The 22,424-nt window shown below is 67.4% G+C and carries 21 protein-coding genes and 1 other RNA gene; 12 read left to right on the top strand and 10 right to left on the bottom strand.

The features are described from left to right. Nucleotides 1–6 precede the first annotated feature (6 nt). The 5 genes from sufD to ACLFRB_RS00355 form a co-directional block, all read right to left on the bottom strand. On the bottom strand, nt 7–1,344 hold the full coding sequence (sufD, locus tag ACLFRB_RS00375; RefSeq protein WP_411067004.1) for a Fe-S cluster assembly protein SufD: 1,338 nt from the start codon (nt 1,342–1,344) through the stop codon (nt 7–9). Nucleotides 1,345–1,348: 4 nt separating this feature from the next. Beyond that, nucleotides 1,349–2,128, bottom strand: a complete 780-nt coding sequence (gene sufC / locus ACLFRB_RS00370) for a Fe-S cluster assembly ATPase SufC (protein ID WP_411067003.1) — start codon at nt 2,126–2,128, stop codon at nt 1,349–1,351. A gap of 138 nt (nt 2,129–2,266) precedes the next feature. Beyond that, nucleotides 2,267–3,718 carry a Fe-S cluster assembly protein SufB gene (gene sufB / locus ACLFRB_RS00365; RefSeq protein WP_411067002.1) on the bottom strand — a complete coding sequence of 484 codons (1,452 nt, stop codon included), beginning with the start codon at nt 3,716–3,718 and terminating at the stop codon, nt 2,267–2,269. 53 nt (nt 3,719–3,771) lie between these two features. Next, the gene (locus ACLFRB_RS00360) at nt 3,772–4,251 is read right to left on the bottom strand and encodes an SUF system Fe-S cluster assembly regulator (RefSeq protein WP_411067001.1); all 480 of its coding nucleotides are present in this window, start codon (nt 4,249–4,251) and stop codon (nt 3,772–3,774) included. A 103-nt stretch (nt 4,252–4,354) separates the two neighbouring features. Continuing rightward, entirely contained in the window at nt 4,355–5,536 is a 1,182-nt protein-coding gene (locus ACLFRB_RS00355) for an NAD(P)H-dependent flavin oxidoreductase (protein WP_411067000.1), read from the bottom strand. A 606-nt stretch (nt 5,537–6,142) separates the two neighbouring features. On the opposite strand from ACLFRB_RS00355, the gene ACLFRB_RS00350 reads away from it, so the two are divergent. The 3 genes from ACLFRB_RS00350 (at nt 6,143) to ACLFRB_RS00340 (ending at nt 8,453) form a co-directional block, all read left to right on the top strand. Next, entirely contained in the window at nt 6,143–6,589 is a 447-nt protein-coding gene (locus ACLFRB_RS00350; protein ID WP_411066999.1) for a hemerythrin domain-containing protein, read from the top strand. A 320-nt stretch (nt 6,590–6,909) separates the two neighbouring features. Beyond that, entirely contained in the window at nt 6,910–7,068 is a 159-nt protein-coding gene (locus ACLFRB_RS00345; protein WP_411067083.1) for a YqaE/Pmp3 family membrane protein, read from the top strand. A 167-nt stretch (nt 7,069–7,235) separates the two neighbouring features. Next, a complete protein-coding gene (locus tag ACLFRB_RS00340) occupies nt 7,236–8,453 on the top strand; it encodes a hypothetical protein (protein ID WP_411066998.1) in 1,218 nt (405 codons plus the stop codon). Between the two features lie 89 nt (nt 8,454–8,542). On the opposite strand, the gene ssrA is transcribed toward ACLFRB_RS00340, so the two are convergent. Beyond that, nucleotides 8,543–8,902: a transfer-messenger RNA gene (gene ssrA / locus ACLFRB_RS00335) on the bottom strand. Between the two features lie 183 nt (nt 8,903–9,085). Further along, on the bottom strand, nt 9,086–9,550 hold the full coding sequence (gene smpB, locus ACLFRB_RS00330) for an SsrA-binding protein SmpB (RefSeq protein WP_411066997.1): 465 nt from the start codon (nt 9,548–9,550) through the stop codon (nt 9,086–9,088). A 204-nt stretch (nt 9,551–9,754) separates the two neighbouring features. Here smpB and ACLFRB_RS00325 point away from each other — a divergent pair, with 204 nt between their 5' ends. The 3 genes from ACLFRB_RS00325 to ACLFRB_RS00315 all read left to right on the top strand — a co-directional run bounded on the left by ACLFRB_RS00325 (nt 9,755) and on the right by ACLFRB_RS00315 (nt 12,284). Beyond that, a complete protein-coding gene (locus ACLFRB_RS00325) occupies nt 9,755–11,422 on the top strand; it encodes a sodium-dependent transporter (protein WP_411066996.1) in 1,668 nt (555 codons plus the stop codon). 61 nt (nt 11,423–11,483) lie between these two features. Then, complete coding sequence (locus ACLFRB_RS00320) at nt 11,484–11,921, top strand: type II toxin-antitoxin system RatA family toxin (RefSeq protein ID WP_411066995.1); 438 nt, start codon at nt 11,484–11,486, stop codon at nt 11,919–11,921. Nucleotides 11,922–11,942: 21 nt separating this feature from the next. Further along, the gene (locus tag ACLFRB_RS00315; protein ID WP_411066994.1) at nt 11,943–12,284 is read left to right on the top strand and encodes an RnfH family protein; all 342 of its coding nucleotides are present in this window, start codon (nt 11,943–11,945) and stop codon (nt 12,282–12,284) included. An 80-nt stretch (nt 12,285–12,364) separates the two neighbouring features. Here the strand turns inward: ACLFRB_RS00315 and ACLFRB_RS00310 are convergent, their stop codons facing one another. Next, on the bottom strand, nt 12,365–12,712 hold the full coding sequence (locus tag ACLFRB_RS00310) for an outer membrane protein assembly factor BamE (RefSeq protein ID WP_411066993.1): 348 nt from the start codon (nt 12,710–12,712) through the stop codon (nt 12,365–12,367). Nucleotides 12,713–12,834: 122 nt separating this feature from the next. Between ACLFRB_RS00310 and fur the strand changes: the two genes are divergently transcribed. After that, nucleotides 12,835–13,266 carry a ferric iron uptake transcriptional regulator gene (fur, locus tag ACLFRB_RS00305; RefSeq protein ID WP_411066992.1) on the top strand — a complete coding sequence of 144 codons (432 nt, stop codon included), beginning with the start codon at nt 12,835–12,837 and terminating at the stop codon, nt 13,264–13,266. A 17-nt stretch (nt 13,267–13,283) separates the two neighbouring features. On the opposite strand, the gene recN is transcribed toward fur, so the two are convergent. Both recN and ACLFRB_RS00295 read right to left on the bottom strand, forming a co-directional pair. Then, nucleotides 13,284–14,969 (bottom strand): DNA repair protein RecN, encoded by a 1,686-nt coding sequence (gene recN / locus ACLFRB_RS00300; RefSeq protein ID WP_411066991.1) that lies wholly within the window; start codon nt 14,967–14,969, stop codon nt 13,284–13,286. 116 nt (nt 14,970–15,085) lie between these two features. After that, a complete protein-coding gene (locus ACLFRB_RS00295; protein WP_411066990.1) occupies nt 15,086–15,967 on the bottom strand; it encodes an NAD(+) kinase in 882 nt (293 codons plus the stop codon). A 237-nt stretch (nt 15,968–16,204) separates the two neighbouring features. On the opposite strand from ACLFRB_RS00295, the gene hrcA reads away from it, so the two are divergent. The 5 genes from hrcA (at nt 16,205) to dapB (ending at nt 22,303) form a co-directional block, all read left to right on the top strand. Beyond that, entirely contained in the window at nt 16,205–17,260 is a 1,056-nt protein-coding gene (gene hrcA, locus ACLFRB_RS00290; RefSeq protein ID WP_411066989.1) for a heat-inducible transcriptional repressor HrcA, read from the top strand. Nucleotides 17,261–17,438: 178 nt separating this feature from the next. Then, on the top strand, nt 17,439–18,074 hold the full coding sequence (grpE, locus tag ACLFRB_RS00285; protein ID WP_411066988.1) for a nucleotide exchange factor GrpE: 636 nt from the start codon (nt 17,439–17,441) through the stop codon (nt 18,072–18,074). 71 nt (nt 18,075–18,145) lie between these two features. Then, nucleotides 18,146–20,089, top strand: a complete 1,944-nt coding sequence (gene dnaK / locus ACLFRB_RS00280) for a molecular chaperone DnaK (protein WP_411066987.1) — start codon at nt 18,146–18,148, stop codon at nt 20,087–20,089. A 92-nt stretch (nt 20,090–20,181) separates the two neighbouring features. Further along, nucleotides 20,182–21,318: a molecular chaperone DnaJ gene (dnaJ, locus tag ACLFRB_RS00275; protein ID WP_411066986.1), complete on the top strand. Its 1,137-nt coding sequence runs from the start codon at nt 20,182–20,184 to the stop codon at nt 21,316–21,318. 181 nt (nt 21,319–21,499) lie between these two features. Further along, nucleotides 21,500–22,303 (top strand): 4-hydroxy-tetrahydrodipicolinate reductase, encoded by an 804-nt coding sequence (dapB, locus tag ACLFRB_RS00270; RefSeq protein ID WP_411066985.1) that lies wholly within the window; start codon nt 21,500–21,502, stop codon nt 22,301–22,303. Nucleotides 22,304–22,424 lie beyond the last annotated feature (121 nt).

Below are 22,424 nucleotides of genomic sequence, written 5' to 3'. Positions count from 1 at the left end.
CCACGCTCATTCCTCCATCGCTTCGGTATGCGGAAGCCGCTTCAGCAGTCGCTCTTCCAGCCGCGCCCGCACGGGCTCGATGCGTACCCGCTCGATGATCTCGTTGGCGAAGCCGAAGATCAGCAGGTTGCGGGCGTCCTCGTAGCCGAGGCCGCGGGAGCGCAGGAAGAACAGCGCGTCCTCGTCGAGCTGGCCCACCGTGGCACCGTGGGTGCAGGAGACGTCGTCGGCGAAGATCTCCAGCTCCGGCTTGGGATCCACCTCGGCGTTGCGGGACAGCAGCAGGTTGCGGTTCTGCTGGTCGGATTCCGTGCCCTGGGCCTCGGGCTGCACCACCACCTTGCCGTTGAATACGCCGCGGGCGCGCCCGTCCAGGATGCCCTTGTAGTACTCCCGGGACTCGGCGTTGGCCTTCAGGTGGTCGATGCGCGTGTGGTTGTCCACGTGCTCGCGGCCGTCGCCCAGGTACAGCCCGTTGAGGTTCACCAGCGCCCCCTCGGCGTCCAGGACGTCGTTGACGTCGTTGCGCACCAGCCGGCCGCCCAGGGCGATGTTGTGGTGCGTCAGGACGCTGTTCTCGCCCTGGTAGCCCTCGAAGGTGGCCACGTGGTAGCCGCCGGGCCCTTCCTGCTGGAGCTTGTAGACCTCCACCTGGGCGTCCTTCGGTGCCACCGCTTCGGTGACCACGTTATTGAAGTAGGCGCCCTCGCCGAGGCCGACGAAGTCTTCCAGCACGGTGACGGAGGCGGCCTCCTCAGCCACGACCAGGTTGCGGTAGTGGGGACCCAGGGCCTCGGCGCCGGGGCTGGTGAGGAAGAGGGCGTGAATGGGGGTCTCCACCTGTACGCCGGCGGGCACGTAGACGTAGACGCCGTCGCCCATGAGCGCGGTGTTCAGGGCCACGAAGGGGGTTCCCTCCGGGTCGGCGTAGCGGCCCAGGTGGCGCTGCAGGGCCTCGGAGGGCTCGCCCAGGGCCTCGCTCATGGGCCGCACCTCCACGCCCGCGGGCAGCTCGGCGGTCCGGGACAGCTCCGGGGCGTAGACGCCGTCCACGAACACCAGGCGCAGTGCGGCGGGCTCGTCGAAGGTGTAGGCGGCAATGTCCTCCGGGGCCAGGGCCGGGGCCTCCGCGCCGGGAAGGGCGAACTCCCGCTTCTCCAGCGGTCGCAGGGAGGTGTACTTCCACTCCTCGTCGCGGCCGGCCGGGAAGCCCGTCTCGGCGAAGCGGTTCATGGCCGCGCGCCGCCGCTCGGCGACCCAGCCCGCGGACGCACCGGGGAGCCGCTCGTGGCCCTGCTCGAACAGGGTGGTGTAGCGGTCGACGATCTCGGTTTGCTCGCTCATGGCCTTACTGCCCCTGTACCGCTTCCTCGGCGGGCGCCTGCTCGGCGCCGGTGAGCCAGGCGTAGCCGGTTTTCTCCAGCTCCTGCGGCAGGTCCTTGTCCCCGGACTTGGCGATCTGGCCGTTGTAGAGCACGTGCACCTTGTCCGGGACGATGTAGTCCAGCAGGCGCTGGTAGTGGGTAATGAGGATGAAGGAGCGCTTGGCGTCGCGCAGCTGGTTCACCGCGTCGGCGACGGTCTTCAGGGCGTCGATGTCGAGCCCGGAGTCGGTCTCGTCGAGGATGGCCAGCTTCGGCTCGAGCACCGCCATCTGCAGCATCTCGTTGCGCTTCTTCTCGCCGCCGGAGAAGCCCTCGTTCACCGAGCGGTAGAGGAGCTGGTCGCCCATGCCGGTGAGCTTCATCTTCTCGCGGATGAAGGCCACCAGGTCCATGGCGTCCAGCTCCTCCTCGCCGCGGTGCTTGCGCGCGGCGTTCACCGCCGACTTCAGCAGGTAGATGTTGCTGACGCCGGGGATCTCCACCGGGTATTGGAAGGCCAGGAACAGGCCCTCGTTGGCCCGCTCCTGCGGTTCCATCTCCAGCAGGTCCTTGCCGTCGAAGCTCACCGAGCCGTCGCCCACGGTGTAGCCCTCGCGTCCGGCGAGCACGCCGGCGAGGGTGGATTTCCCGGAACCGTTGGGGCCCATGATGGCGTGGACCTCGCCGTCGCCCACTTCCAGGTCGATCCCCTTCAGGATCTCGGTGTCTTCCACGCTCGCGTGCAGGTTCTTGATGCTGAGCACGGTGCCGTCCTCTTTACGCTATTCGGTGTTTTGCTGGGCCAAAGCCCGCGGATCCTGACGCCTGTGGGAGCGGCCATTGGCCGCGACAATCCGGCCGTTTCGCCCGTCGCGGCGCACGCCGCTCCCACACCCCTACGATTAGCCGACGCTGCCCTCGAGGCTCACCCCGAGCAGATTCTGCGCCTCCACCGCGAACTCCATGGGCAGCTCGTGGAAGACCTCCTTGCAGAAGCCGCTCACGATCATGGAGACGGCATCCTCGGGGTCGATGCCCCGCTGGGTCAGGTAGAAGATCTGGTCCTCGCCGATCTTCGCCGTGGAGGCCTCGTGCTCCACCTGGGCGGTGGGGTTCTTGGCCTCGATGTACGGGAAGGTGTGCGCGCCGCACTTGTTGCCCATGAGCATGGAGTCGCACTGGGTGTAGTTGCGGGCGTTCTCGGCGTTCTTGCCCACCTGCACCAGGCCCCGGTAGGAGTTCTGGCCGAAGCCGGCGCTGATCCCCTTGGAGATGATGGTGGACTTGGTGTCCGCGCCGAGGTGGATCATCTTGGTGCCGGTGTCCGCCTGCTGGTAGTTGTTGGACACGGCCACCGAGTAGAACTCGCCCACGGAGCGGTCGCCGCGCAGCACCACGGAGGGGTACTTCATGGTGATGGCGGAGCCGGTCTCCACCTGGGTCCAGGCGATCTTGGAGTCGTCGCCGCGGCACTCGCCGCGCTTGGTCACCAGGTTGTAGATGCCGCCCTGGCCGTTCTCGTCGCCGGGGTACCAGTTCTGCACCGTGGAGTACTTGATCTCGGCGTCCTTCTCCGCCACCAGCTCCACCACCGCGGCGTGCAGCTGGTTCTTGGAGTGGGCGGGCGCCGTGCAGCCCTCCAGGTAGCTCACGTAGGCCCCCTCGTCGGCGACGATCAGGGTGCGCTCGAACTGGCCAGTCTCGGAGGCGTTGATGCGGAAGTAGGTGGACAGCTCCATGGGGCAGCGCACGCCCTTGGGCACGTAGACGAAGGAGCCGTCCGAGAACACCGCCGAGTTCAGGGCGGCGAAGTAGTTGTCCCCCGGCGGCACCACGGTGCCCAGGTATTTCTCCACCAGCTCCGGGTAGTCCTGCAGGGCCTCGGAGAAGGAGCAGAAGACGATGCCTTCCTCGGCCAGCTTCTCCTTGTAGGTAGTGGCCACCGACACGGAGTCGAACACCGCGTCCACGGCAACGCCGGCGAGCTGCTTCTGCTCGTCCAGCGGGATGCCCAGCTTCTCGTAGGTCTCGAGCAGCTTGGGATCCACCTCGTCCAGGGACTGCGGCCGGTCCTCGTCGCTCATGGACTTGGGGGCCGAGTAGTAGACGATGTCCTGATAGTCGATGTAGGGGTGGCGGATGTTGGCCCACCGCGGCTCGGTCATCTCCAGCCACTGCCGGTAGGCGTTGAGGCGCCACTCCAGCATGAACTCGGGCTCTTCCTTCTTGGCCGAGATCATGCGGATGATGTCCTCGTTCAGTCCCGGAGGGACCGCATCGACTTCGATGTCGGTATAGAAGCCGGGGGTGTAGCCCCGATTGAGAACTTCGTCGATCTGGCTCGAAGACGCCATGGTTGCCTCCATCCCGGAAATTGGGAAATCCCTCCGGACCGGGTCCGGGTCGTTTATTCCGTCTGGGCCAGGGGGTCGCGCTCGGCCACCCCCAGGAATTCCAGGGTGCGCGTCTGCACCCCCTGCACAGAGATCGGTTCGGTCATCTCCGCCACGGAGACCCCTTCGAGGGCCCGCATGATGGCGTGGTTGATGCGCTGCCAGTTGCTCTGCACCGAGCAGGACTGCTCCTGGTCGCACTGCAGGGCGTCGCTGGCGCACTCGGTCAGGGCGATGGGACCCTCCATGGCTCGGATCACCTGGGCCACGGAGATCTGCCCGGGGTCGCGCGCCAGGGAGTAGCCGCCGTTCTTGCCTCGCTGAGCCACCAGCAGGCCGCCCCGCTCCAGGACCTTGAGGATCTTGCTCACCGTGGGCACGCCGATGTGCAGATCGCTCGCCAGCTCCCGGGCGCTGAAGCGCTGTTCGGGGTTCTTGGCGAGGTGGGTCATGACCACCGTGCCGTAATCGGTCATCTTGCTGATCCGTAGCATCCGGTGCCACTCCGTTGGGCCTGCCGGTAAACTAGGACTAATCTAGTCCTATTTAGTTTCCAACGCAATACTAATGGACCGATTTTTTCGGTCGGGTATTTCCTCAGGGTGTGGCGATGGCGGGCTCTTGGGGGATGGTGGCGTCCAGGAGGTGGCACAGGATGTCCTGCACTGGGCGGATTTGGTCGCCGAAGGGCAGGGAGGCGCCGCCGCGGAAGAACAGCCCTTGCTTGATCTTGCCTTTCTGCGCCGCGGCCAGGCGGGTCTCGATGCAGAACTGGCCGGCAGCCGCCTTGCCGTCCTTAAAGCCGCAGTGGGAGAGGCATTCCACGAAGGTGGGGCAGACCGCCGTTTCCGGGTCGGCCCGGTGGAGGAGATCCTCCTCCAGGCCCAGGTAGCGGTCCAGCCATGGGGTGCGCACGGCACGGGCCGGCAGCCCGGCGGCGCTGATGAAGGTGGTGGTGTCGTTCGCGGGGTCGGCGCCCAGGAGCACCTGCTTGAAGTTGGGGTGGGCGTCGCCCTCGGCGGAGACTGCGAAGGGCGTGCCAACCTGTGCCCCGCTGGCGCCAAGCTCCATAACTTCCGCCAGACGCTCCGGCCCGTTGATGCCGCCTGCGGCGATCACGGGGATGCGCGCCGCCTCCTCGCCGAACTCGGCCAGGGTGGCCCGCACCTCGGGCAGGACGGTGGGATAGTCGTACCGGGGGTCGTTCTCGTCACCGACCTTGGCGATGCCCAGGTGGCCGCCGGCGAAGCGGGGGTTCTCCACCACGACGGCGTCGGGCAGCCGGTTTTGGCGCGCCCAGCGCTTGAGGGTGATCCGCAGGGCCCGGCCGTCGGAGACGATGGGAATCAGAGCCACATCGGGGTAGTCCGCGGTGAGCGCCGGTAGCTCCAGGGGCAGTCCCGCCCCCATGATGATGGCGTTGGCGCCGCTGGCGCAGGCCTGGCGTACCTGTTGGTCGTAGTCGCGCAGGGCGCGCATGACGTTCACGGCGATGAAGCCGTCCGAGCCGGCGATCTCCCGGGCGGCCCGGATCTCGCGGTCGATGGCTATCAGGTTGGAGGCCGTGTACGCCTCCACGTCCCGGCTCCGCTTGTCGGCGGCGAGCAGGTCGGGGTGCAGTTGGCGCAGGTCCACGCTGGCGATGGTGCCTACGCCGCCCGCGGCGGCGACGGTACCTGCCAGCCGATGGGCGGAGACGCCGACCCCCATCCCGCCTTGGATGATGGGCAGGAGGGTTCGACCGCGGATGCGGAGCGCGGGGAAAGCATGATCGATCATGGGGCGATACAGCTCTATATATGGGTGAATCAAGAAACAGGCTAAACGCCGGGACCTGTCCGTGAATTGACGGGGATCAAAAGCAGCCCTGTACGGGTACCCTGTATACGGATTTTGGGTCGCGCTTTCAAGACCAGCTTTGCCCCGCTTGTCCGAGCGTTCCCCGGCGATCGGACACCGTGTCCAGCTACACCGCCCCCGGAGGAAAGAGCCGTAGGTTCGAAAGAAGCGAGCCGGTTCCCCGGTGACAGCGGCTTCATACGGAAGCCCCGTTTCCGGAGGAGCGGGGAGAGCGCCTCTGCGCGGAGGGGGCTGGCCCCGAGCGGGCCGGCGGCGCGCCCATGCCTGCTCCCTGGAGCGCCTTGATCAAGGCAGCCGTGGCCTCTCTTTTCCCCTTTCCGGAAGTCAGGCCCTCGAGGCCCGGCATCTCCCCGCGCCGGTTGCCGGACCTCGTCTTCCTGGCTGATGCAAATGCCGTCCCTACCGGAGCCGGGCTTTCCGGGATCGTGCCCCTTGCGGGCAAATGCCAGGCTTTGTGCGGCTGCCCCCAATGGACCGCACCCGGGCCCGGGAGGGAGCCTGGCAGGAACAACGAGGAGAACGGTTATGACCGATATCTACCAAAAACTGGCAGAAGATCACCGCGAAACCTCCCAGATGCTGGCGGAGCTGGACAGCATCGCGGAAAGCGACCCCGAAAGGAGGGATGACCTCTTCTCCAAGCTCAAGAATGAGCTGTTGGTCCATGCCCGGGCGGAGGATGCCACGTTCTACAACGCCTTGCGCCAGCACACGGAAAGCAAGGAGGACGCCCGGCACGCCAAGCACGAGCATGACGAAGTGGAAAACATGCTCCGTGAGCTCTCCTATCTTGATCGGTCCACGCCCGAATGGGCCTCCAAGCTGCGCGAGCTTAAACAGAATGTGGAAGCCCACGTGGACGAAGAGGAGAACCAGATCTTCCCCGAGGCCCAGGCCATCCTGGACGATCAGCAGGCCAACGAGATCGGACAGAGCTTCGCCCAGGAAAAGGCCCAGAGGGCCCGGCATTAGGGGCCGGCCGCAGCCGTGGGGGGAGCTTCATGAAGGCGGTGGTATTTGCCGACACAGGCGGCATCTGCCTGGAAACCGCCCCGGCCCGGGATGGCCAGGATGCGGGGCTTCGCCCTGCCCGCAGGGCGATCTGCGGCACCGGTCTCCACCCGGCGCCTGGAACCAGGCAGGGCATCGCCCTGCGCCATCCCGGGCGACGAGGGGTTGGGCATGGTCGGGGAGGCGGGGAGAAAAGCGCTCAATCGGAGTTCGCTCGCTCCGGACCGGAGGCGGGCCGGGCCAAGGAGTAAGGGATGGAAGCACGGGAAGACCGTATGGCCATGGACATTCTGCGTATCATCGCCGCCGTCATCCTGCCCCCGCTGGGGGTCTTTCTCCAGGTAGGGATGAAGGGCGCTTTCTGGCTGAACATCCTGCTTACCCTTCTCGGGTTCATCCCCGGGATTATCCACGCCGTGTGGGTGATTGCCCGGCGCTAGCAGGTGGGTGGCTTCGATGTCCATTGCCCTGAAGGTGCGGCTCCAGGCGGAGAAACTCTATGGCTTTTCGGCCTTGTTTATTGAGCGCCTCTGCATAAACGGAGAGACGCTTTTTGGCTTGTTGGGCGGGAATGTCCGTCCCGCATATCTCGCGGAGGAGGTCCGCAATGGCGTTCAATCCACTAACCGAAACCGGAATCCCGCTGGATCAGCAGCTTCGTAACTGGCGGGAGCTCAATGTAGAGCCGTATGACACGCGTTCGGTAGACCCCTACACCCGCTGCCGCATCATCGTCATGAACGGGGCCGAAATGGAGAGCATGTGGTTCGGGCACCAGTTCGCCCGGCACACCACCGATCTCGATGTGAAGCGCCAGCTCGCCCAGGTACGCCGCATCGAGACTCAACAGCAGAAGGTGAACAACTGGCTCATCCCCGCCAGCGAGGACTCCCTGGAGGTAACCATCGGCTACGAGCAGGTGGCGGTGGATCTCACCGCCTGGGTGGCGCAGCAGGAGCCGGATCCCTACGCCAAGCAGTGCTACGACTTCGGCCTGCTGGAGGACTTCGACCACCTGTTCCGCTACGCCAACCTCATGGACATGACCGATCCGCGCAAGGCGACGGAGCTGGTGGGCGATCTCACCGAGATCATGCCGGGCCGGCCCACGGTGTTCGAGCACCGCGATCCCCATGACGACATCCGCCGGCCCCTGGCGCGTACCAGCGACCCGCGCTCGGTCATGCACGCCATGACCATCACCGCCGCGGAGCAGCAGACGCTGAACTTCTACTGCAACGTGGGAAATCGACCCGAGGATCCGCTGGCCCGCGCCCTGTACCAGGAGATCGCGCAGATCGAGGAGCAGCACGTCAGCCACTACGAGAGCATGCTCCCCGCCGACGCCACCTGGGCGGAGCAGCTGGTGATGCATGAGTACAACGAGTGCTGGCTCTATTGGTCCTTCATGCAAACGGAAAGCGACGACCGGATCCGCAAGGTCTGGGAGACGCACCTGGCCATGGAGATCGAGCAGCTCAAGAGCGCCGTGGAGCTGATGAAGAAGCTGGACGGCCGCGATCCGGCGGCCGAGCTGCTGCCGGAGAGCCTGCCCGAGCCGCTGAAGTTCGAGAGCAACAAGCAGTACGTGCGTCAGGTTCTCGCGGATCAGGTCTCCCTGACCGGGGACGGCACCGATTTCGTGCGCGTGGACGACCTGCCCGAGGGGCACCGCTACTACGAGTATCAGAAGAAGGTCCACGGCGACGGCTGGGTGCCCAGCGAGGAGGTGATCGGTACCCACCGGCAGGCAAAGGGGGAGGAATACCGCAGCCAACCCGAGGGGGAGCATCCGGTCCGCGAGCTGCGGGGGCAGCCTCACTAACCCCCGGAGGAAAGAGGGGGGGAGGCGGGATATTAGCCTGCCGGGGACAAAAAAAGACCGCCCGGACTGTCCGGGCGGTCTTTTTTTGTTGGTGGAGGCGGCGGGACTCGAACCCGCGTCCGCGAACCGTCCACTATTGGATCTACATGCTTAGTCACCCTTTGGTTTCCCGGTCACGGTCCCGGGTGACGGGGATGTGACCGGTTAGCCCGGGTTGGCTTTAACGGCAGGTGGCCCCGGGCGGGGCGCTACCGCGATCCCGTGAAGGTCGACCCGCTTGATCCCTCGCCACGGGCAGCTCGGGAAGCGGGGCAGCCGGCTATGCGGCTACGGCGAACTCTTCGTTGTCGGCAGGTATCTTTGCCCGCTGGGAGGATTTACGAGGTTACCCAGCTACCTCGGCATGCACCAATAGCTTGCGGGTTCACGTCGAATCCAGAATCGCCCCCTTCGCAAGCTGGTATCCAGCCTATCAGACTCGTCCCCGCAGGGCCATCCTCGGCCGGATTCGCATATTATGACTAGGGCTTTTCCGGGAAGTTCCCGCAGGGGTTCGATCACCACCCGTTGCGGTTACGTGCGGCCCTGGCCTGCGGAGACCTTTTTCGGTGCGTGGGGTTCCCGGTCGAAGGCTAGCGATTCTTTTCCTTGATGATGCGCTGCTTCTGGCGCTGCCAGTCGCGCTCCTTGATGTCCGCGCGCTTGTCCTGCTTCTTCTTGCCCTTGGCCAGGCCGATCTGCACCTTGGCCAGCCCCCGGGTCCAGTGCATGTCGAGGGGGACGATGGTATAGCCCTTCTGCTGGGTCTGGCCGATCAGGGTGCGCAGCTGGCGGGCGTGCAGGAGCAGGCGCCGGCTCCGGGTGGGGTCCGGATGCACGTGGGTGGAGGCCTCCGGCAGGGGGGAGATGCGGGCTCCCACCAGCCATGCCTCGCCATGGTGGATGATGACGTGGCTTTCCTTGATGTTCGCCCGGCCCGCGCGCAGGGCCTTTACCTCCCAGCCCTGTAGCTCGATGCCTGCCTCGAATTCCTCCTCGATGTGGAAGTCGAAGCGGGCCTTCTTGTTCTGGGCGATCTGGCGCGGTGGTGCTCCCATGGGCTCCCGTTCCCGGCGGACTGGCCTGCGGTAAAGCCGGCCATGCTACCCCGAACCGGCATGGGCCTCAATTCCGCCCGGGGCACGGCCTGGACAAGTTTGGTAGGCTGGGGCCGCTTGTCGCGCCGCCGCTCGCCGGCGGCCCAGCTCACCTCTTCGGCCCCACGGGCGGGGCCGCTCACGGCAAAAGGGGAAAGCGAGCCCATGAGCGAGCAACGGGAGCAGTGGCAGTCCACCGCGGGCTTCATCATGGCGGCCATCGGCTCGGCGGTGGGGCTCGGCAACATCTGGCGGTTCTCCTACGTCACCTACGAGAACGGCGGCGGTGCTTTCCTGATCCCGTATGTCCTGGCCCTGTTCATCGTCGGGATCCCATTGCTCCTGCTGGAATTCGGCATCGGCCACTACATGAAGGCCTCGGCCCCTGTCTCTCTGTTCCGCATTGACCGGCGCTTCCAGTGGGTGGGCTGGTGGGCCGTGGGCTTCACCATGTTCGGCATCCTGATCTACTACTGCGTGGTGATCGCCTGGTGCCTGAGCTTCATCTTCTTCGCCCTCTACCAACCATGGACGGGCCTGGAAGGCGGCGCCGATGCCTTCTTCTTCGGCGAGTTCCTGGGGGCCGCCACCGAGGACGGGCTGCGTGGGCCGTTCGACCTTACCGCCCCCAACCTTACCGTGCTGGTGGCCCTGGCCGCGGTCTGGGCCATCAACGGCATCATCGTGGGCCGCGGGCTGCGCGCGGGGGTGGAGCCGGTGATCCGGGTGTTCATCCCGCTGCTGTTCCTGCTCATGATCGTGCTGGTGGTATGGTCGCTGTTCCTGCCCGGGGCGGGGCAGGGGCTTTCCTGGTATCTGTCCCCCGACTGGAGCAAGCTGGCCGACTGGCGGGTCTGGGTGGAGGCCATCACCCAGATCTTCTTCACCCTCTCCCTGGGCTTCGGCATCATGATCGCCTACGCCTCCTACCTGCCGGAGCGCTCCAACATCACCCGCAACGCCCTGATCACCGCCTTCGCCGACAGCGGCTTCGCCGTCTTCGCGGGGGTGGCGGTGTTCGCCACCCTGGGCTTCATGGCCCAGGCGCAGGGGGCGGGCGTAGAGGATGTGGTCACCAGCGGCATCGGCCTCGCCTTCGTGGCCTACCCCGAGGTGATCAGCGAGCTGCCCTTCCTGCCCACGGTGTTCGGTGTCCTGTTCTTCACGGCGCTGGCCATCGCGGGGCTGTCCTCTTCCATCTCCCTGATCCAGGCCTTCGTCTCGGCCCTGTCGGACAAATACGACGTGGACCGCACCAAAGTGGTGGGTACCCTGTGCACGATCGGCTTCCTGCTGGGGATGGTGTTCACCACGGGCGCGGGGGTCAGCTGGCTGGACATCGTCGACCATTTCCTGACCAGCTACGGGCTGGTGCTGGTGGGGCTGCTGGAGGCCCTTATTGTCGGCTGGGTGTTCGGCGGCGAGCGCCTCGGCTCCCACATCGAGGGGGCGGGCAGCTTCCGCTTCAGCAGCCACTACGGCACCTTCATGCGTCTGCTCATGACGGGAGCTCTGGCCTTCACCTGGTTCGGCCTGCATCAGGCGGAGGACGGGCTCGGTACCTTCCTTGCGCGGCTGTTCGTGCTGCTCTCCATCGCCGGGGTGTGGCTCCAGCGCTCCTGGCTGGACTACAGCCTCAAGATCATCATCCCCGTGGCGCTCCTCGGCTTGCTGGACCGTGCCCTTGCCCAGGAGCTCCTTGAGCCCTACGGGGGGTACTCTCCATGGGCCGTGGTGGGGATCGGCGTAGGCTGGCTGGTGGCCACCCTGTTGGTGGCAGTGGTGATCGACCTGCACTCCTGGCGCCAGGAAGAACGTTCCCGGGCCGATTGAAGGGTGCGGGCCCGGCCGGGACCCATCCGAGCAAATAACCAACCGGAGGAAGAGTCCGCCTATGCCGTCCCTGGAGCGCAGTGAGGTCGTTCCCTACACCGCCGAGCAGATGTACGACCTGGTCATGGATGTGGAGTCCTATCCGCAGTTTTTGTCCTGGTGCAGCTACGGACGGATCCTGACCCGGGAGGAGGACTCTCTGACGGCGGAGCTCACCCTGGAGTTCAAGGGCCTGCGTAAGTCCTTCTCCACCCGCAACTCCTTCCAGCGGCCCAAGCTGGTGGAGATGCGGCTGCTGGAGGGGCCGTTCCGCTTCCTGGAAGGGGTGTGGACCTTCGAGCCCATGGAGGACCGGGGCAGCCGGGTGCACATGTCCATCCAGTTCGAGTTCGTCAACCGCATGCTGTCCATGATGGTGGGGCCGGTCTTCCACCGGGCCGTGGATACCCTGGTTGCCGATTTCCGCAAGCGCGCCGAGGTGGTTTACGGCCGCTACTGAAGGGGGCGAAGGAGGACAGGAATGCAGATCAGCGTCGCCTACGCCGAGCCCGACCACCAGGAATGGGTGGAGTTCGAGGCCCCGGAGGGCATCACCGCCGAGGAGGCGGTGCGGATGTCGGGGATCCTGGAGAAGTTCCCCCACCTGGAGCTGGAGGGGAAGAAGCTCGGCGTCTTCGGCAAGCCCGTGAAGAGCGACCAGCAGCTGCGGGAAGGGGACCGGGTGGAAATCTACCGGCCGCTGCAGGCGGATCCCAAGAAGGCGCGCACCCGCAAGCGGAAATCCGCCGAAGGCGGGGAGGAGGGCAAGGGCGAGGCGGGCAGCGGGGACTCCGGCTCCTCCGGGAACGGGGAAGGCGAGTAGCCCCGCACCCTGGCCGGTCCCTCCTGCTTTGCTGGGGGTCGCGAGCCGAACGGTAGGGAGGGGGCGGCGCAGCCCCCGGTTCATCTCTCCGGGAAGTCCTCCCCGGCCCGCTCCAGACGCTTCACCTGCCCCTGCTCGTCGAAGAAGACCGTGAGCCGCCGATAGGTGCGTTCCCCCGCCTCCGAAGTCAGCAGGAAGGCGTAGTCCCAGCGGTCGGGCCGGAAGGGGTCCCGAAGCAGCGGCTCGCCCAGGGAGCGGCGCACAGCGGCCTGGCTCATGCCGCGCTCCACGCCCTCCACCTGCGTCTTGGTCAGGTAGTTCCCCTGCTCCACCTCCATCCGCGCGCAGCCGCCCAGGGCCAGCAGGAGAACGGCGAGCCCGAGCGCGGGCAGCAGGCGAGGGGACTGGGCGGGGTCGGTGTTGGGCATGACAGGCTCCCTGCGTGGGGCGGGGTCGGCTTTCGCGAAACCGACCCCCCAGGTATACAATGCGGAACGAAACTGATTCCCGATTTTATTCCGGGTGCCTTCCCGAATAAGGAGGCGGGTGCATGAGCCGGGAAACCAATGACCTGAAGCAGGCCGGGCTCAAGGCCACACGGCCGCGTTTGATGATATTACAACTGCTCGAGGATTCCGAGGAGCGCCACCTCACCGCCGAGGGGGTCTACCGCAGCCTGCTCGATGCCGGCGAGGAGGTGGGCCTGGCCACGGTCTACCGTGTCCTGACGCAGTTCGAGCAGGCCGGCCTGGTGAAGCGTCACCATTTCGACGGCGAGCGCGCCTTCTTCGAGCTCGACGAGAACAAGCACCACGACCACATGGTCTGTGTCCGCTGTGGCCGGGTGGAGGAGTTCTACAACGAGCAGATCGAGCGCCTCCAGCAGCAGGTGGCCAAGGAGCACGGCTTCCGGCTCACCGATCACCGCATGGAGCTCTACGGGCTCTGTGCCGACTGCCTCCGGGAGAAACAGGAGGAGTAGGGGTCCGCGACCGGGGGCTACGATTCGGCGGTTCCCGCCTCCGCCAGCATCTCCCGGGCGTTGGCCCGGGTGGAGTCGGTGACGTTGCGGCTGCCCAGGATGCGGGCGATCTCCTCCACCCGCTCCTCGCGGCTCAGCGGCTCCACCCGGGTGTAGGCGCCCTCGGCGTCCGTCTCCTTGAAGATGCGCAGGTGGTGATGGCCTTGGGCAGCCACCTGCGCCAGGTGGGTCACCGCCAGAACCTGGCTGCGCTCCCCCACGGTCCGCAGCTTTCGGCCCACGCTCTCCGCCACCGCCCCGGAGACGCCCACGTCCACCTCGTCGAAGATGAGCGTGGGCACTTCCGTGTGGCGGGCGAGGACCACCTGGATCCCCAGGGACAGCCGGGACAGCTCACCGCCCGAGGCGATCTTGGCCAGGGGCCGGGGCGGCTCGCCGGGGTTGGTGCGCACCCGCAGCTCCACCCGGTCCATGCCGTGGGCCCCGCCTTCCTCCGGATCCTCCGCCGTATCCACCGCCACCTCCAGGGCCGCGTCCGGCATGCCCAGCACCTGGATCTCCTCGGTGACCCGCTCGGCGAGCTTCTCCGCCCCCGCCTTGCGCATGCGGCTGAGCTCCGCGGCGGCGTCGGCATAGATCCCCCGGGTGCGTTCCACCTCTTCCCGGGCCGCCTGCAGGCGAGGGCCGAGCTCCTCCAGCTCGTCGAGCTCGGCGCGGAGCCGGCCGGCCAGGTCCACCAGCTCCTCGGGGTCCGCGTGGTGCTTGCGAGAGAGCTGGTAGACGGTGTCGAGCCGCTCCTGGACGACCTCCAGGCGCTCGGGGTCGGCCTCCAGGCGGTTCAGGTAGCCGCGCACCGCCTCGGCGGCCTCCTCGGCCTGGGCGGCGGAGTGGCCTACCAGGTCGCGGGCCTCGGCCAGCTCGGGGTCGGTCTCCGCCAGCCCCTCTAGCTCCGCCTGGGCGTGCCCCAGCCGCTCGGAGACGGAGCCCTCCTCCTCGTAGAGGAGCTGCACCAGGGCCTGGGCCCCCTCCATCAGGCGATGAACGGATCCCAGCCGGGCGCGCTCGGCCTCCAGCTGCTCCGTCTCCCCGCGCTGCAGGGCCAGCTCCTCCAGCTCCGCCACCTGGAACCGCAGCAGCTCGCGGCGCTCTTCCCGCTCTCCCTGGCTTCGCTCCAGTTCGCCCAGCCGCTCCTGCGCGGAGCGCCAGGTTCCCCAGGCCTCCGCCACCCAGCCGGCCTGCTCGGTGGCGCCCGAGAAGGCGTCCAGGAGGTCGCGCTGAGTGGCGCCGTTGAGGAGGGTGTGGTGCTCGCCCTGGCCGTGGATGTCCACCAGCCATTGACCCAGCTCCTTGAGGGTCTGCACGGGGGTGGGGCGGCCGTTGACGAAGGCTTTGGAACGGCCCTCGCGGGCCAGCACCCGGCGGATTACGCACTCGCCGTCGTCGCCTTCCAGCGCCTGCTCGTGCAGCAAGGCCCGCGCTGGACTGTTAGGGGGAAGCTCGAAGGCGGCGGTGATCTCCGCCTGCTCGGTGCCGCCGCGCACCTGGTCGAGGTCGGCGCGATCGCCGAGCACGAGACCCAAGGCGTCCACCAGGATGGACTTGCCGGCCCCGGTCTCCCCCGTGAGCACGGTGAATCCGGAGCCCAGCTCGATGTCGCAGGCCGCCATGACGGCGAGGTTGCGGATGGAGAGGTGTTGGAGCATAAAGCCCGCCCGTTTGCTGGAAAGGGTCCGGTCCGTCTAGTCCTGTTGGCGGGGGCCCGGTCCCTCGGCCCGCCCCGCCGCGGCGGGAGGCGCAAGGGGCGGGGGGCCCGCGGAGGTCAATTCCGCTCTCCCCAGCTGAACTTCTCGCGCAGGACGTCGAAGTAGCTCCGGCCCGGGTCGGAGAGCAGGTGGACGGTGTGCTCGTCACGCTGGATGTGGATGCGGTCACCGTCCTGCAGGGCGAAGTTGGTCTGGCCGTCCAGGGTGAGCTGGACCTCGCCGGGATTGTTGGTCAACACCACCTCGATGTGGCTGTGGCCCGGCAGGATGAGGGGCCGGTTGGTGAGGGTGTGCGGGCACACGGGCACCAGGGTGAAGGCCCGCATGGAGGGGTGCACGATGGGGCCCCCGGCGGACAGCGCGTAGGCGGTGGAGCCGGTGGGGCTGGCCACGATCAGCCCGTCGGAGCGCTGCGAGAACACGAACAGGCCGTCCACGTAGGTCTGCATCTCCACCATGCGGGCGATGTTGCCGCGGTGGATCACCACGTCGTTGAAGGCGCGCTCTACGGCCAGATCCCCGGCCTGACGCTGAACCCGGACGTGCAGCATCATGCGCTCCTCCACCTGGTAGGCCCCGGCCAGGAGGTTCTCCAGGCTGTCCTCGATGTTGGTCAGGCTGGTCTCGGTGAGGAAGCCAAGCCGGCCCAGGTTCACGCCCACGATGGGGATCTCGAACTCGCAGAGATGGCGTGCCGCCCCCAGCAGCGTGCCGTCCCCGCCCACCACGATGGCCAGGTCGGCGCGGTTGCCGATGGCCGCCAGGCTGGCCGGTTCCCGGGCAGCGCCGGTGGGCAGCGAGCCGGCGGTGGCCCGCTCCACCAGGACGGTCACCCCCTCGGCGGCCAGCATCTCCAACAGATGGGCCACCGATTCGCTAACCTGGGGATCTCCGTACTTGCCGATCAGGCCGACGGTTTGGAAGTTTTGCGCCTGCACCGTTCGGGTTCGCCGTATGTGGGGAAGGGGGCCGGGAACCATCCCGCCGCGGTGGGATCAACCTAGCATGGGGGCCGGCGCCCGCCAAGCCGGGCCTCGGCGCGTGGCCTGTCCTGCGGTCGGAAAATGCGGTATAAAACGGTTCCTGGTCCCCGGGCCGTCAATTGACACCCCCGCGATGCGGCTGCTAGCTTCCGCCGGCGACGGGGGACCCAAGGCAGATAGAGGTAGGCGCGCTTGCATTCCGAGCTGGACGCCCGATCCGAACAGGTTCTGAAGACCCTGGTACGCCTGTACATCGAAACCGGCGCGCCGGTGGGGTCCCGGGTGCTGGCCCGCGAGTCCGGTCTGGAGGTCAGCGCGGCCACAGTGCGCAACATTGTGGCGGACTTGGAGGAGATGGGGCTGGTGCATTCGCCCCATACCAGCGCGGGGCGGGTGCCCACCAGCCGGGGCTATCGCTTGTTCGTCGGCATCATGCTGGAGATGCGGCCCCTGGGCTCGGAGGAGCAGGCCCGCATCCGCGAGAGCCTCTATCAGCAGGCCTCGGACATCTACCAGCTCTACCACGCCGTGGGGCGCCTGATCTCCGGACACACCCACTACGTGGGACTGGTGCTGGTGCCGCGGCTGGGGCAGGGGCGCTTCCGCCAGATCCAGTTCCTGACCCTGTCCCAGGTGCGCATCCTGGCCATCCTGGTGACCACCACCGGCATCGTGCAGAACCGCATCGTCGAGGCGGGCCGGCCCATCTCCGAGTCGGAGCTGGAGCGGGCCGCCAACTACCTCAACGAGCGCTTCCAGGGCCGCCTGCTCACGGAGGTAAAGGGGACCCTGGCCGCCGAGTCCCAGGGGGCGTCCGGGTCCCTGGAGGCCCTGGCCGCGGAGATCGGCTGGTCCGCCCTGGACTACGAGGAGGACGAGGAGCTCTTCATCGAGGGCCAGGGCAATCTCCTGGACTACCCGGAGTTCGCCCAGGACGGTCGCCTGCGGGAGCTGTTCGAGGTGCTGGAGGAGCCCGAGGAGCTCACCCGCGTGCTGGAGACGCCCCCGGAGGGCGGCTCGGGGGTGCAGCTCATGATCGGCGAGGAGGTGGGGCACGAGGCCCTGGAGGACTGCAGCGTGGTCACCGCCAGCTACACCACCGAGGACGACGGCCTGGGCACCGTGGCGGTCATCGGACCGGCCCGCATGAACTACGCCTCCACCATCCCCTTCGTGGACTGCACGGCCCGGCAGCTTTCCTCGGTGCTGTCCCAGAATACCCCGCCCGGCATGCGGGACTCCGCCTGAGACCGGGGCCCCGCCCCGCCGATTCCCCAAAACCGATCCCCCGGGATCGGTTTTTTCGTGAAAAATTCGCCCGTCCCGGTTGAAACTCCCGCCCCGGACCCCCACCTAATCCGAGAAGCCGCTCGACCGGGTGGCTTCGGGGTTGACCGAAGCGGTGCCTACGACCAACGAGGGAGCCATGACCGACTCCAGCCGTAAGAACGAGGGTGAAGAGCACTTCCCGGACCAGGAGCCGGAGCCGCAGGAGGCCGAATCCTCCCCGAGCGAGCCCCTGCCCGACGACCCCGAGACCCTGAAGGGGCGGGTCCAGGAGCTGGAGGCCAAGGTGGAGGAGCTGGAGGCCACCGTCGCCGATTACTGGAACCAGGTCCTGCGCGAGCGGGCCGAGGGGGAGAACGCGCGCCGCCGGGCGGAGAAGGACGCCGAGCAGTCCCGCAAGTTCGCCCTGGAGGGCTTCCTCAAAGAGCTGATCCCGGTGAAGGACAGCCTGGAGATGGCCCTCCAGGTCGAAGTGGAGGGCGCGGACAGCGCGCAGAAGCTACACAAGGGCGTCAGCATGACCCTCGACATGCTCAACGAGGTGCTTGCCAAGCACGGCATCGAGGAGGTCCACCCCGTGGAGGAGTCCTTCGATCCCAACTACCACCAGGCCATGAGCACCGTGGAGACGGAAGGCGAGCCCAACCAGGTGGTCTCCGTGATGCAGAAGGGCTATCTGCTCAACGGCCGCCTGGTGCGGCCGGCCATGGTGGAGGTCTCGGTGCGACCGAACAGTGCCCAGCAGGGCGACGCGGGAGAGGGCGGCTCCGAATGAGCGCGCCCTCGGCGGGACGCCATCCAGAAACCGAATCTGCATTTCCGAATTCAAGCCAAGGGGATTAGGCCATGGGTAAGATCATCGGCATCGACCTGGGAACTACCAACTCCTGCGTCGCCGTCATGGAAGGCGAGCGCACGCGGGTGATCGAGAACAGCGAAGGCGACCGCACCACGCCGTCCATGGTGGCCTTCACCGAGGACGGCGAGCGGCTGGTGGGGCAGGCCGCCAAGCGGCAGGCCGTGACCAACCCGGAGCGGACCCTGTACGCCATCAAGCGCCTCATCGGCCGCCGCTTCGACGACCCCACCACCAAGAAGGACATCGAGCAGGTCCCCTTCCAGATCGTGGAGGCCGACAACGGCGACGCCTGGGTGCAGGTGGACGACAAGAAGTACGCCCCGCAGGAAATCTCGGCCATGGTGCTGCAGAAGATGAAGCAGACCGCCGAGGACTACCTGGGCGAGGAGGTCACCGAGGCGGTGGTCACCGTGCCGGCCTACTTCAACGACTCCCAGCGCCAGGCCACCAAGGACGCCGGCCGCATCGCCGGGCTCGAGGTCAAGCGCATCATCAACGAGCCCACCGCGGCCTCGCTGGCCTACGGCTTGGACAAGAAGGAGAGCGGCCAGGCCAAGGACCGCAAGGTGGCGGTCTACGACCTCGGCGGCGGCACCTTCGACATCTCCGTCATCGACATCGCCGACATCGAGGGCGAGTCCTCCTTCGAGGTGATGGCCACCAGCGGCGACACCTTCCTGGGCGGCGAGGACTTCGACCTGCGCCTGGTGGACTACCTGGCCGACGAGTTCAAGTCGGACGAGGGCATCGACCTGCGCCAGGATCGCCTGGCCCTGCAGCGGCTCAAGGACGCCGCCGAGAAGGCCAAGATCGAGCTGTCCTCGAGCCAGCAGACCACGGTAAGCCTGCCCTTCATCACCGCCGACCAGAACGGGCCCAAGCACCTGGAGATCAAGGTGACCCGTGCCAAGTTTGAGTCGCTGGTGGAGGATCTGGTGCAGCGGTCCATCGACCCCTGCAAGACGGCGCTCAAGGACGCCGGCGTCTCCGCCAAGGACATCGACGACGTCATCCTGGTGGGCGGCCAGACCCGCATGCCCAAGGTCCAGGAGCAGGTCCAGGAGTTCTTCGGCAAGGAGCCGCGCAAGGACGTGAACCCCGATGAGGTGGTGGCCATCGGCGCGGCCATTCAGGGCGGCGTGCTGGCCGGCGACGTCAAGGACGTCCTGCTCATGGACGTGACGCCGCTGTCGCTGGGCATCGAGACCCTGGGCGGGGTGATGACCAAGCTCATCGAGAAGAACACCACCATCCCCACCAGCGCGTCGCAGGTGTTCTCCACCGCCGAGGACAACCAGAACGCGGTGACCATCCACGTGCTCCAGGGCGAGCGCGAGATGGCCAAGGACAACAAGTCCCTGGGTCGCTTCGACCTGAGCGACATCCCGCCGGCCCCCCGCGGCGTGCCGCAGATCGAGGTCACCTTCGACATCGACGCCAACGGCATCCTCAACGTCTCCGCCAAGGACAAGGGCACCGGCAAGGAGCAGTCCATCCAGATCCGCGCCGGTTCCGGCCTGTCCGAGGAGGAGGTGGAGCAGATGGTGCGGGATGCCGAGGAGCACGCCGACGAGGACAAGAAGCAGCGCGAGTTGGTGGAGGCCCGCAACCAGGCCGACAGCCTCATCCATTCCACCCGCAAGTCCCTGGAGGACTACGGCGACAAGGTGAGCGATGAGGACAAGCAGAACATCGAGTCGGCCATCTCCGAGCTGGAGCAGGTCATGGAGGGCGACGACAAGGAGGCCATCGACCAGGCCATGGAGAAGCTGGCCCAGGCCTCCCACAAGCTCGCCGAGCAGGCCTACCAGCAGGCCGGGGCCGAGCAGACCGCCGAAGCCGGCGGGGAGCAAACTGGCTCCAGCAGCGACGAGGACGTGATCGACGCGGAGTTCACCGAAGGCGATGACCAGGACAAGAAGAACCAGTAAGGTAACGTCGCCGTAACCGGCCGCGATCAGGCGTGGGGCCCTCCCGCGCCTGATTGCCGTTTGAGAAGCCAAATACACGGGAAAGGGCTTTCATGGCTCAGCGGGATTACTACGAGATCCTCGGAGTCAGCCAGGACGCCTCCGATGAAGAGCTCAAGAAGGCCTATCGGCGCCTGGCCATGAAATACCATCCGGACCGCAATCCGGATGACGAGGACGCCGAGGAGAAATTCAAGGAGGCCAAGGAGGCCTACGAGGTCCTGTCGGACCCGCAGAAGCGGGCCGCCTACGACCGCTTCGGCCACGCCGGCGTGGAAGGCGCCGCGGCGGGCGGTTCCGGGGGCGGCGCCGAAGGGTTCGGCGGCTTCGGCGACATCTTCGGCGACATCTTCGGGGACATCTTCGGCGGCGGGGGCGGCCGGGGGCGTCAGCGGGCCTACCGCGGCGCCGACCTGCGCTACTCCCTGGACCTCTCCCTGGAGGAGGCCGCCCGGGGCACCACCGTCACCATCAAGGTGCCGAGCAAGGTCAAGTGCGACACCTGCGAGGGCTCCGGGGCCAAGCCCGGGACCTCCAAGAGCACCTGCACCACCTGCGGCGGCATGGGCCAGGTGCGCATGCAGCAGGGCTTCTTCTCCGTGACCCAGCCGTGCCCCGACTGCGGTGGCGAGGGGGTGAAGATCGACCAGCCCTGCACCGACTGCCGCGGCACCGGCTACCAGCGCCGGGAGAAGAGCCTCGAGGTGAACATCCCCGCGGGGGTGGACACGGGCGACCGCATCCGCCTTTCCGGCGAGGGCGAGCCCGGGGAGCAGGGCGGGCCGCGCGGCGACCTGTTCGTGGAGGTGCGCATCCAGCCGCACCCCATCTTCGAGCGCGACGGCGACGACCTGCGCTGCGAGGTGCCCATCAGCATCACCCAGGCCGCCCTCGGCGACCAGGTGACCGTGCCCACCCTGGAAGGGGAGGCCAAGATGAAGGTCCCCGCCGGCACCCAGTCGGGCAAGACCTTCCGCCTGCGCGGCAAGGGCATCCAGGGGGTACGCTCCAACCGGCCCGGGGATCTGCTCTGCACCGTGCGGGTGGAGACGCCCGTTAACCTCAACGACCGGCAGAAGGAGCTGCTGCGGGAGCTGGAGGAGGAGGCCGGCAAGCAGAACGGCTCCCACCCGCACAGCAAGTCCTGGTGGGACAAGGTGCGGGACTTCCTCGACCGCTTGGCCTCGTAAGGGCCGGCCGCCCGGAAGAGGCGTCCCGTAGGAGCCCCCTTACAGTGGGCGGTTTGCCGAGCGTGGCGGTGTGCTCTCCCTGGAATCGCCCGCTGAAGCGGGCTCCTACAGCTCCGGTCGGAGCCACCGGGACGGTCGTGTAGGCGGAACCGTGTCTGGACGGAACAAGGAAAGGTAGTGCATGACCCGGATCGTGATCACCGGTGCCACGGGCCGCATGGGCCGGACCCTGCTGCAGGCCGTGGCCGAGGACGAGGAGGCCACCCTCGCCGGGGCCGTGGACCGCCCCCAGGGGGAAGCCGTGGGCCGGGACGCCGGCGAGCTGGCGGGGATCGGCCCGGTAGGGGTCCCGGTCAGCGACGACCTGGCCCCGGTGCTGGAGGGGGCGGACGCCGTAATCGATTTCACCCTGCCCGAGGCCACCGCCGTCTACGCCGATCAGTGCGCTCGCGCCGGGGTGCCCCTAGTGGTGGGCACTACCGGCTTCGACAAGGCACAGCAGGCGGGACTGGACACCGCCGCGGAGCGGGTTCCGGTGCTGGTGGCCCCCAATATGAGCGTGGGGGTGAACCTGACCTTCAAGGTGCTGGACATGGTGGCCCGGGCCCTGGGCGACGACTACGACGTGGAGGTCATCGAGGCCCACCACCGCAACAAGGTGGATGCCCCTTCGGGGACCGCCCTCCGCATGGGCGAGGTGGTGGCCGAGGCCCTGGGCCGGGATCTCGCCGAGGACGCCATCTACGGGCGCCAGGGCCGCACGGGGATGCGCGACCGACGGACCATCGGCTTCGAGACCATCCGCGCCGGGGATATCGTGGGCGAGCACACGGTCCTATTCGCGGGATCCGGGGAGCGGGTGGAGATCGGCCACAAGGCCTCGAGCCGCATGACCTTCGCCAGCGGCGCCCTGCGGGCCGCCAAGTGGGTGGTTGCCCAGCCCCCGGGCCGCTACGATATGCAGGATCTGCTGGGGCTTCGTTGACAGGCGTTCCGCGGCCGATTAGCCTGTGCGGCCAAGCACAAGCGCGCATACCCGGCCCGCCTCACGCGGGCCTTCCCGGCCCGGCAGGGGGCGGGGCGAATGCGGGAGCCTCGCTCCCGCT

The organism is Thiohalorhabdus sp. (genome assembly GCF_046545655.1).
Lineage (GTDB): Bacteria > Pseudomonadota > Gammaproteobacteria > Thiohalorhabdales > Thiohalorhabdaceae > Thiohalorhabdus.
This window is presented reverse-complemented; position numbering and strand designations above follow the sequence as displayed.

What these genes read in the sequence shown, in the direction of transcription:
- ACLFRB_RS00360 (WP_411067001.1), bottom strand. Translation starts at nt 4,251, where the DNA reads ATGCTACGGATCAGCAAGATGACCGATTACGGCACGGTGGTCATGACC.
- dnaJ (WP_411066986.1), top strand. Translation starts at nt 20,182, where the DNA reads ATGGCTCAGCGGGATTACTACGAGATCCTCGGAGTCAGCCAGGACGCC.
- ACLFRB_RS00345 (WP_411067083.1), top strand. Translation starts at nt 6,910, where the DNA reads ATGGACATTCTGCGTATCATCGCCGCCGTCATCCTGCCCCCGCTGGGG.
- ACLFRB_RS00320 (WP_411066995.1), top strand. Translation starts at nt 11,484, where the DNA reads ATGCCGTCCCTGGAGCGCAGTGAGGTCGTTCCCTACACCGCCGAGCAG.
- ACLFRB_RS00350 (WP_411066999.1), top strand. Translation starts at nt 6,143, where the DNA reads ATGACCGATATCTACCAAAAACTGGCAGAAGATCACCGCGAAACCTCC.
- sufB (WP_411067002.1), bottom strand. Translation starts at nt 3,718, where the DNA reads ATGGCGTCTTCGAGCCAGATCGACGAAGTTCTCAATCGGGGCTACACC.
- dnaK (WP_411066987.1), top strand. Translation starts at nt 18,146, where the DNA reads ATGGGTAAGATCATCGGCATCGACCTGGGAACTACCAACTCCTGCGTC.
- ACLFRB_RS00315 (WP_411066994.1), top strand. Translation starts at nt 11,943, where the DNA reads ATGCAGATCAGCGTCGCCTACGCCGAGCCCGACCACCAGGAATGGGTG.
- grpE (WP_411066988.1), top strand. Translation starts at nt 17,439, where the DNA reads ATGACCGACTCCAGCCGTAAGAACGAGGGTGAAGAGCACTTCCCGGAC.
- dapB (WP_411066985.1), top strand. Translation starts at nt 21,500, where the DNA reads ATGACCCGGATCGTGATCACCGGTGCCACGGGCCGCATGGGCCGGACC.
- ACLFRB_RS00310 (WP_411066993.1), bottom strand. Translation starts at nt 12,712, where the DNA reads ATGCCCAACACCGACCCCGCCCAGTCCCCTCGCCTGCTGCCCGCGCTC.
- ACLFRB_RS00340 (WP_411066998.1), top strand. Translation starts at nt 7,236, where the DNA reads ATGGCGTTCAATCCACTAACCGAAACCGGAATCCCGCTGGATCAGCAG.
- recN (WP_411066991.1), bottom strand. Translation starts at nt 14,969, where the DNA reads ATGCTCCAACACCTCTCCATCCGCAACCTCGCCGTCATGGCGGCCTGC.
- sufD (WP_411067004.1), bottom strand. Translation starts at nt 1,344, where the DNA reads ATGAGCGAGCAAACCGAGATCGTCGACCGCTACACCACCCTGTTCGAG.
- ACLFRB_RS00325 (WP_411066996.1), top strand. Translation starts at nt 9,755, where the DNA reads ATGAGCGAGCAACGGGAGCAGTGGCAGTCCACCGCGGGCTTCATCATG.
- fur (WP_411066992.1), top strand. Translation starts at nt 12,835, where the DNA reads ATGAGCCGGGAAACCAATGACCTGAAGCAGGCCGGGCTCAAGGCCACA.
- smpB (WP_411066997.1), bottom strand. Translation starts at nt 9,550, where the DNA reads ATGGGAGCACCACCGCGCCAGATCGCCCAGAACAAGAAGGCCCGCTTC.
- ACLFRB_RS00355 (WP_411067000.1), bottom strand. Translation starts at nt 5,536, where the DNA reads ATGATCGATCATGCTTTCCCCGCGCTCCGCATCCGCGGTCGAACCCTC.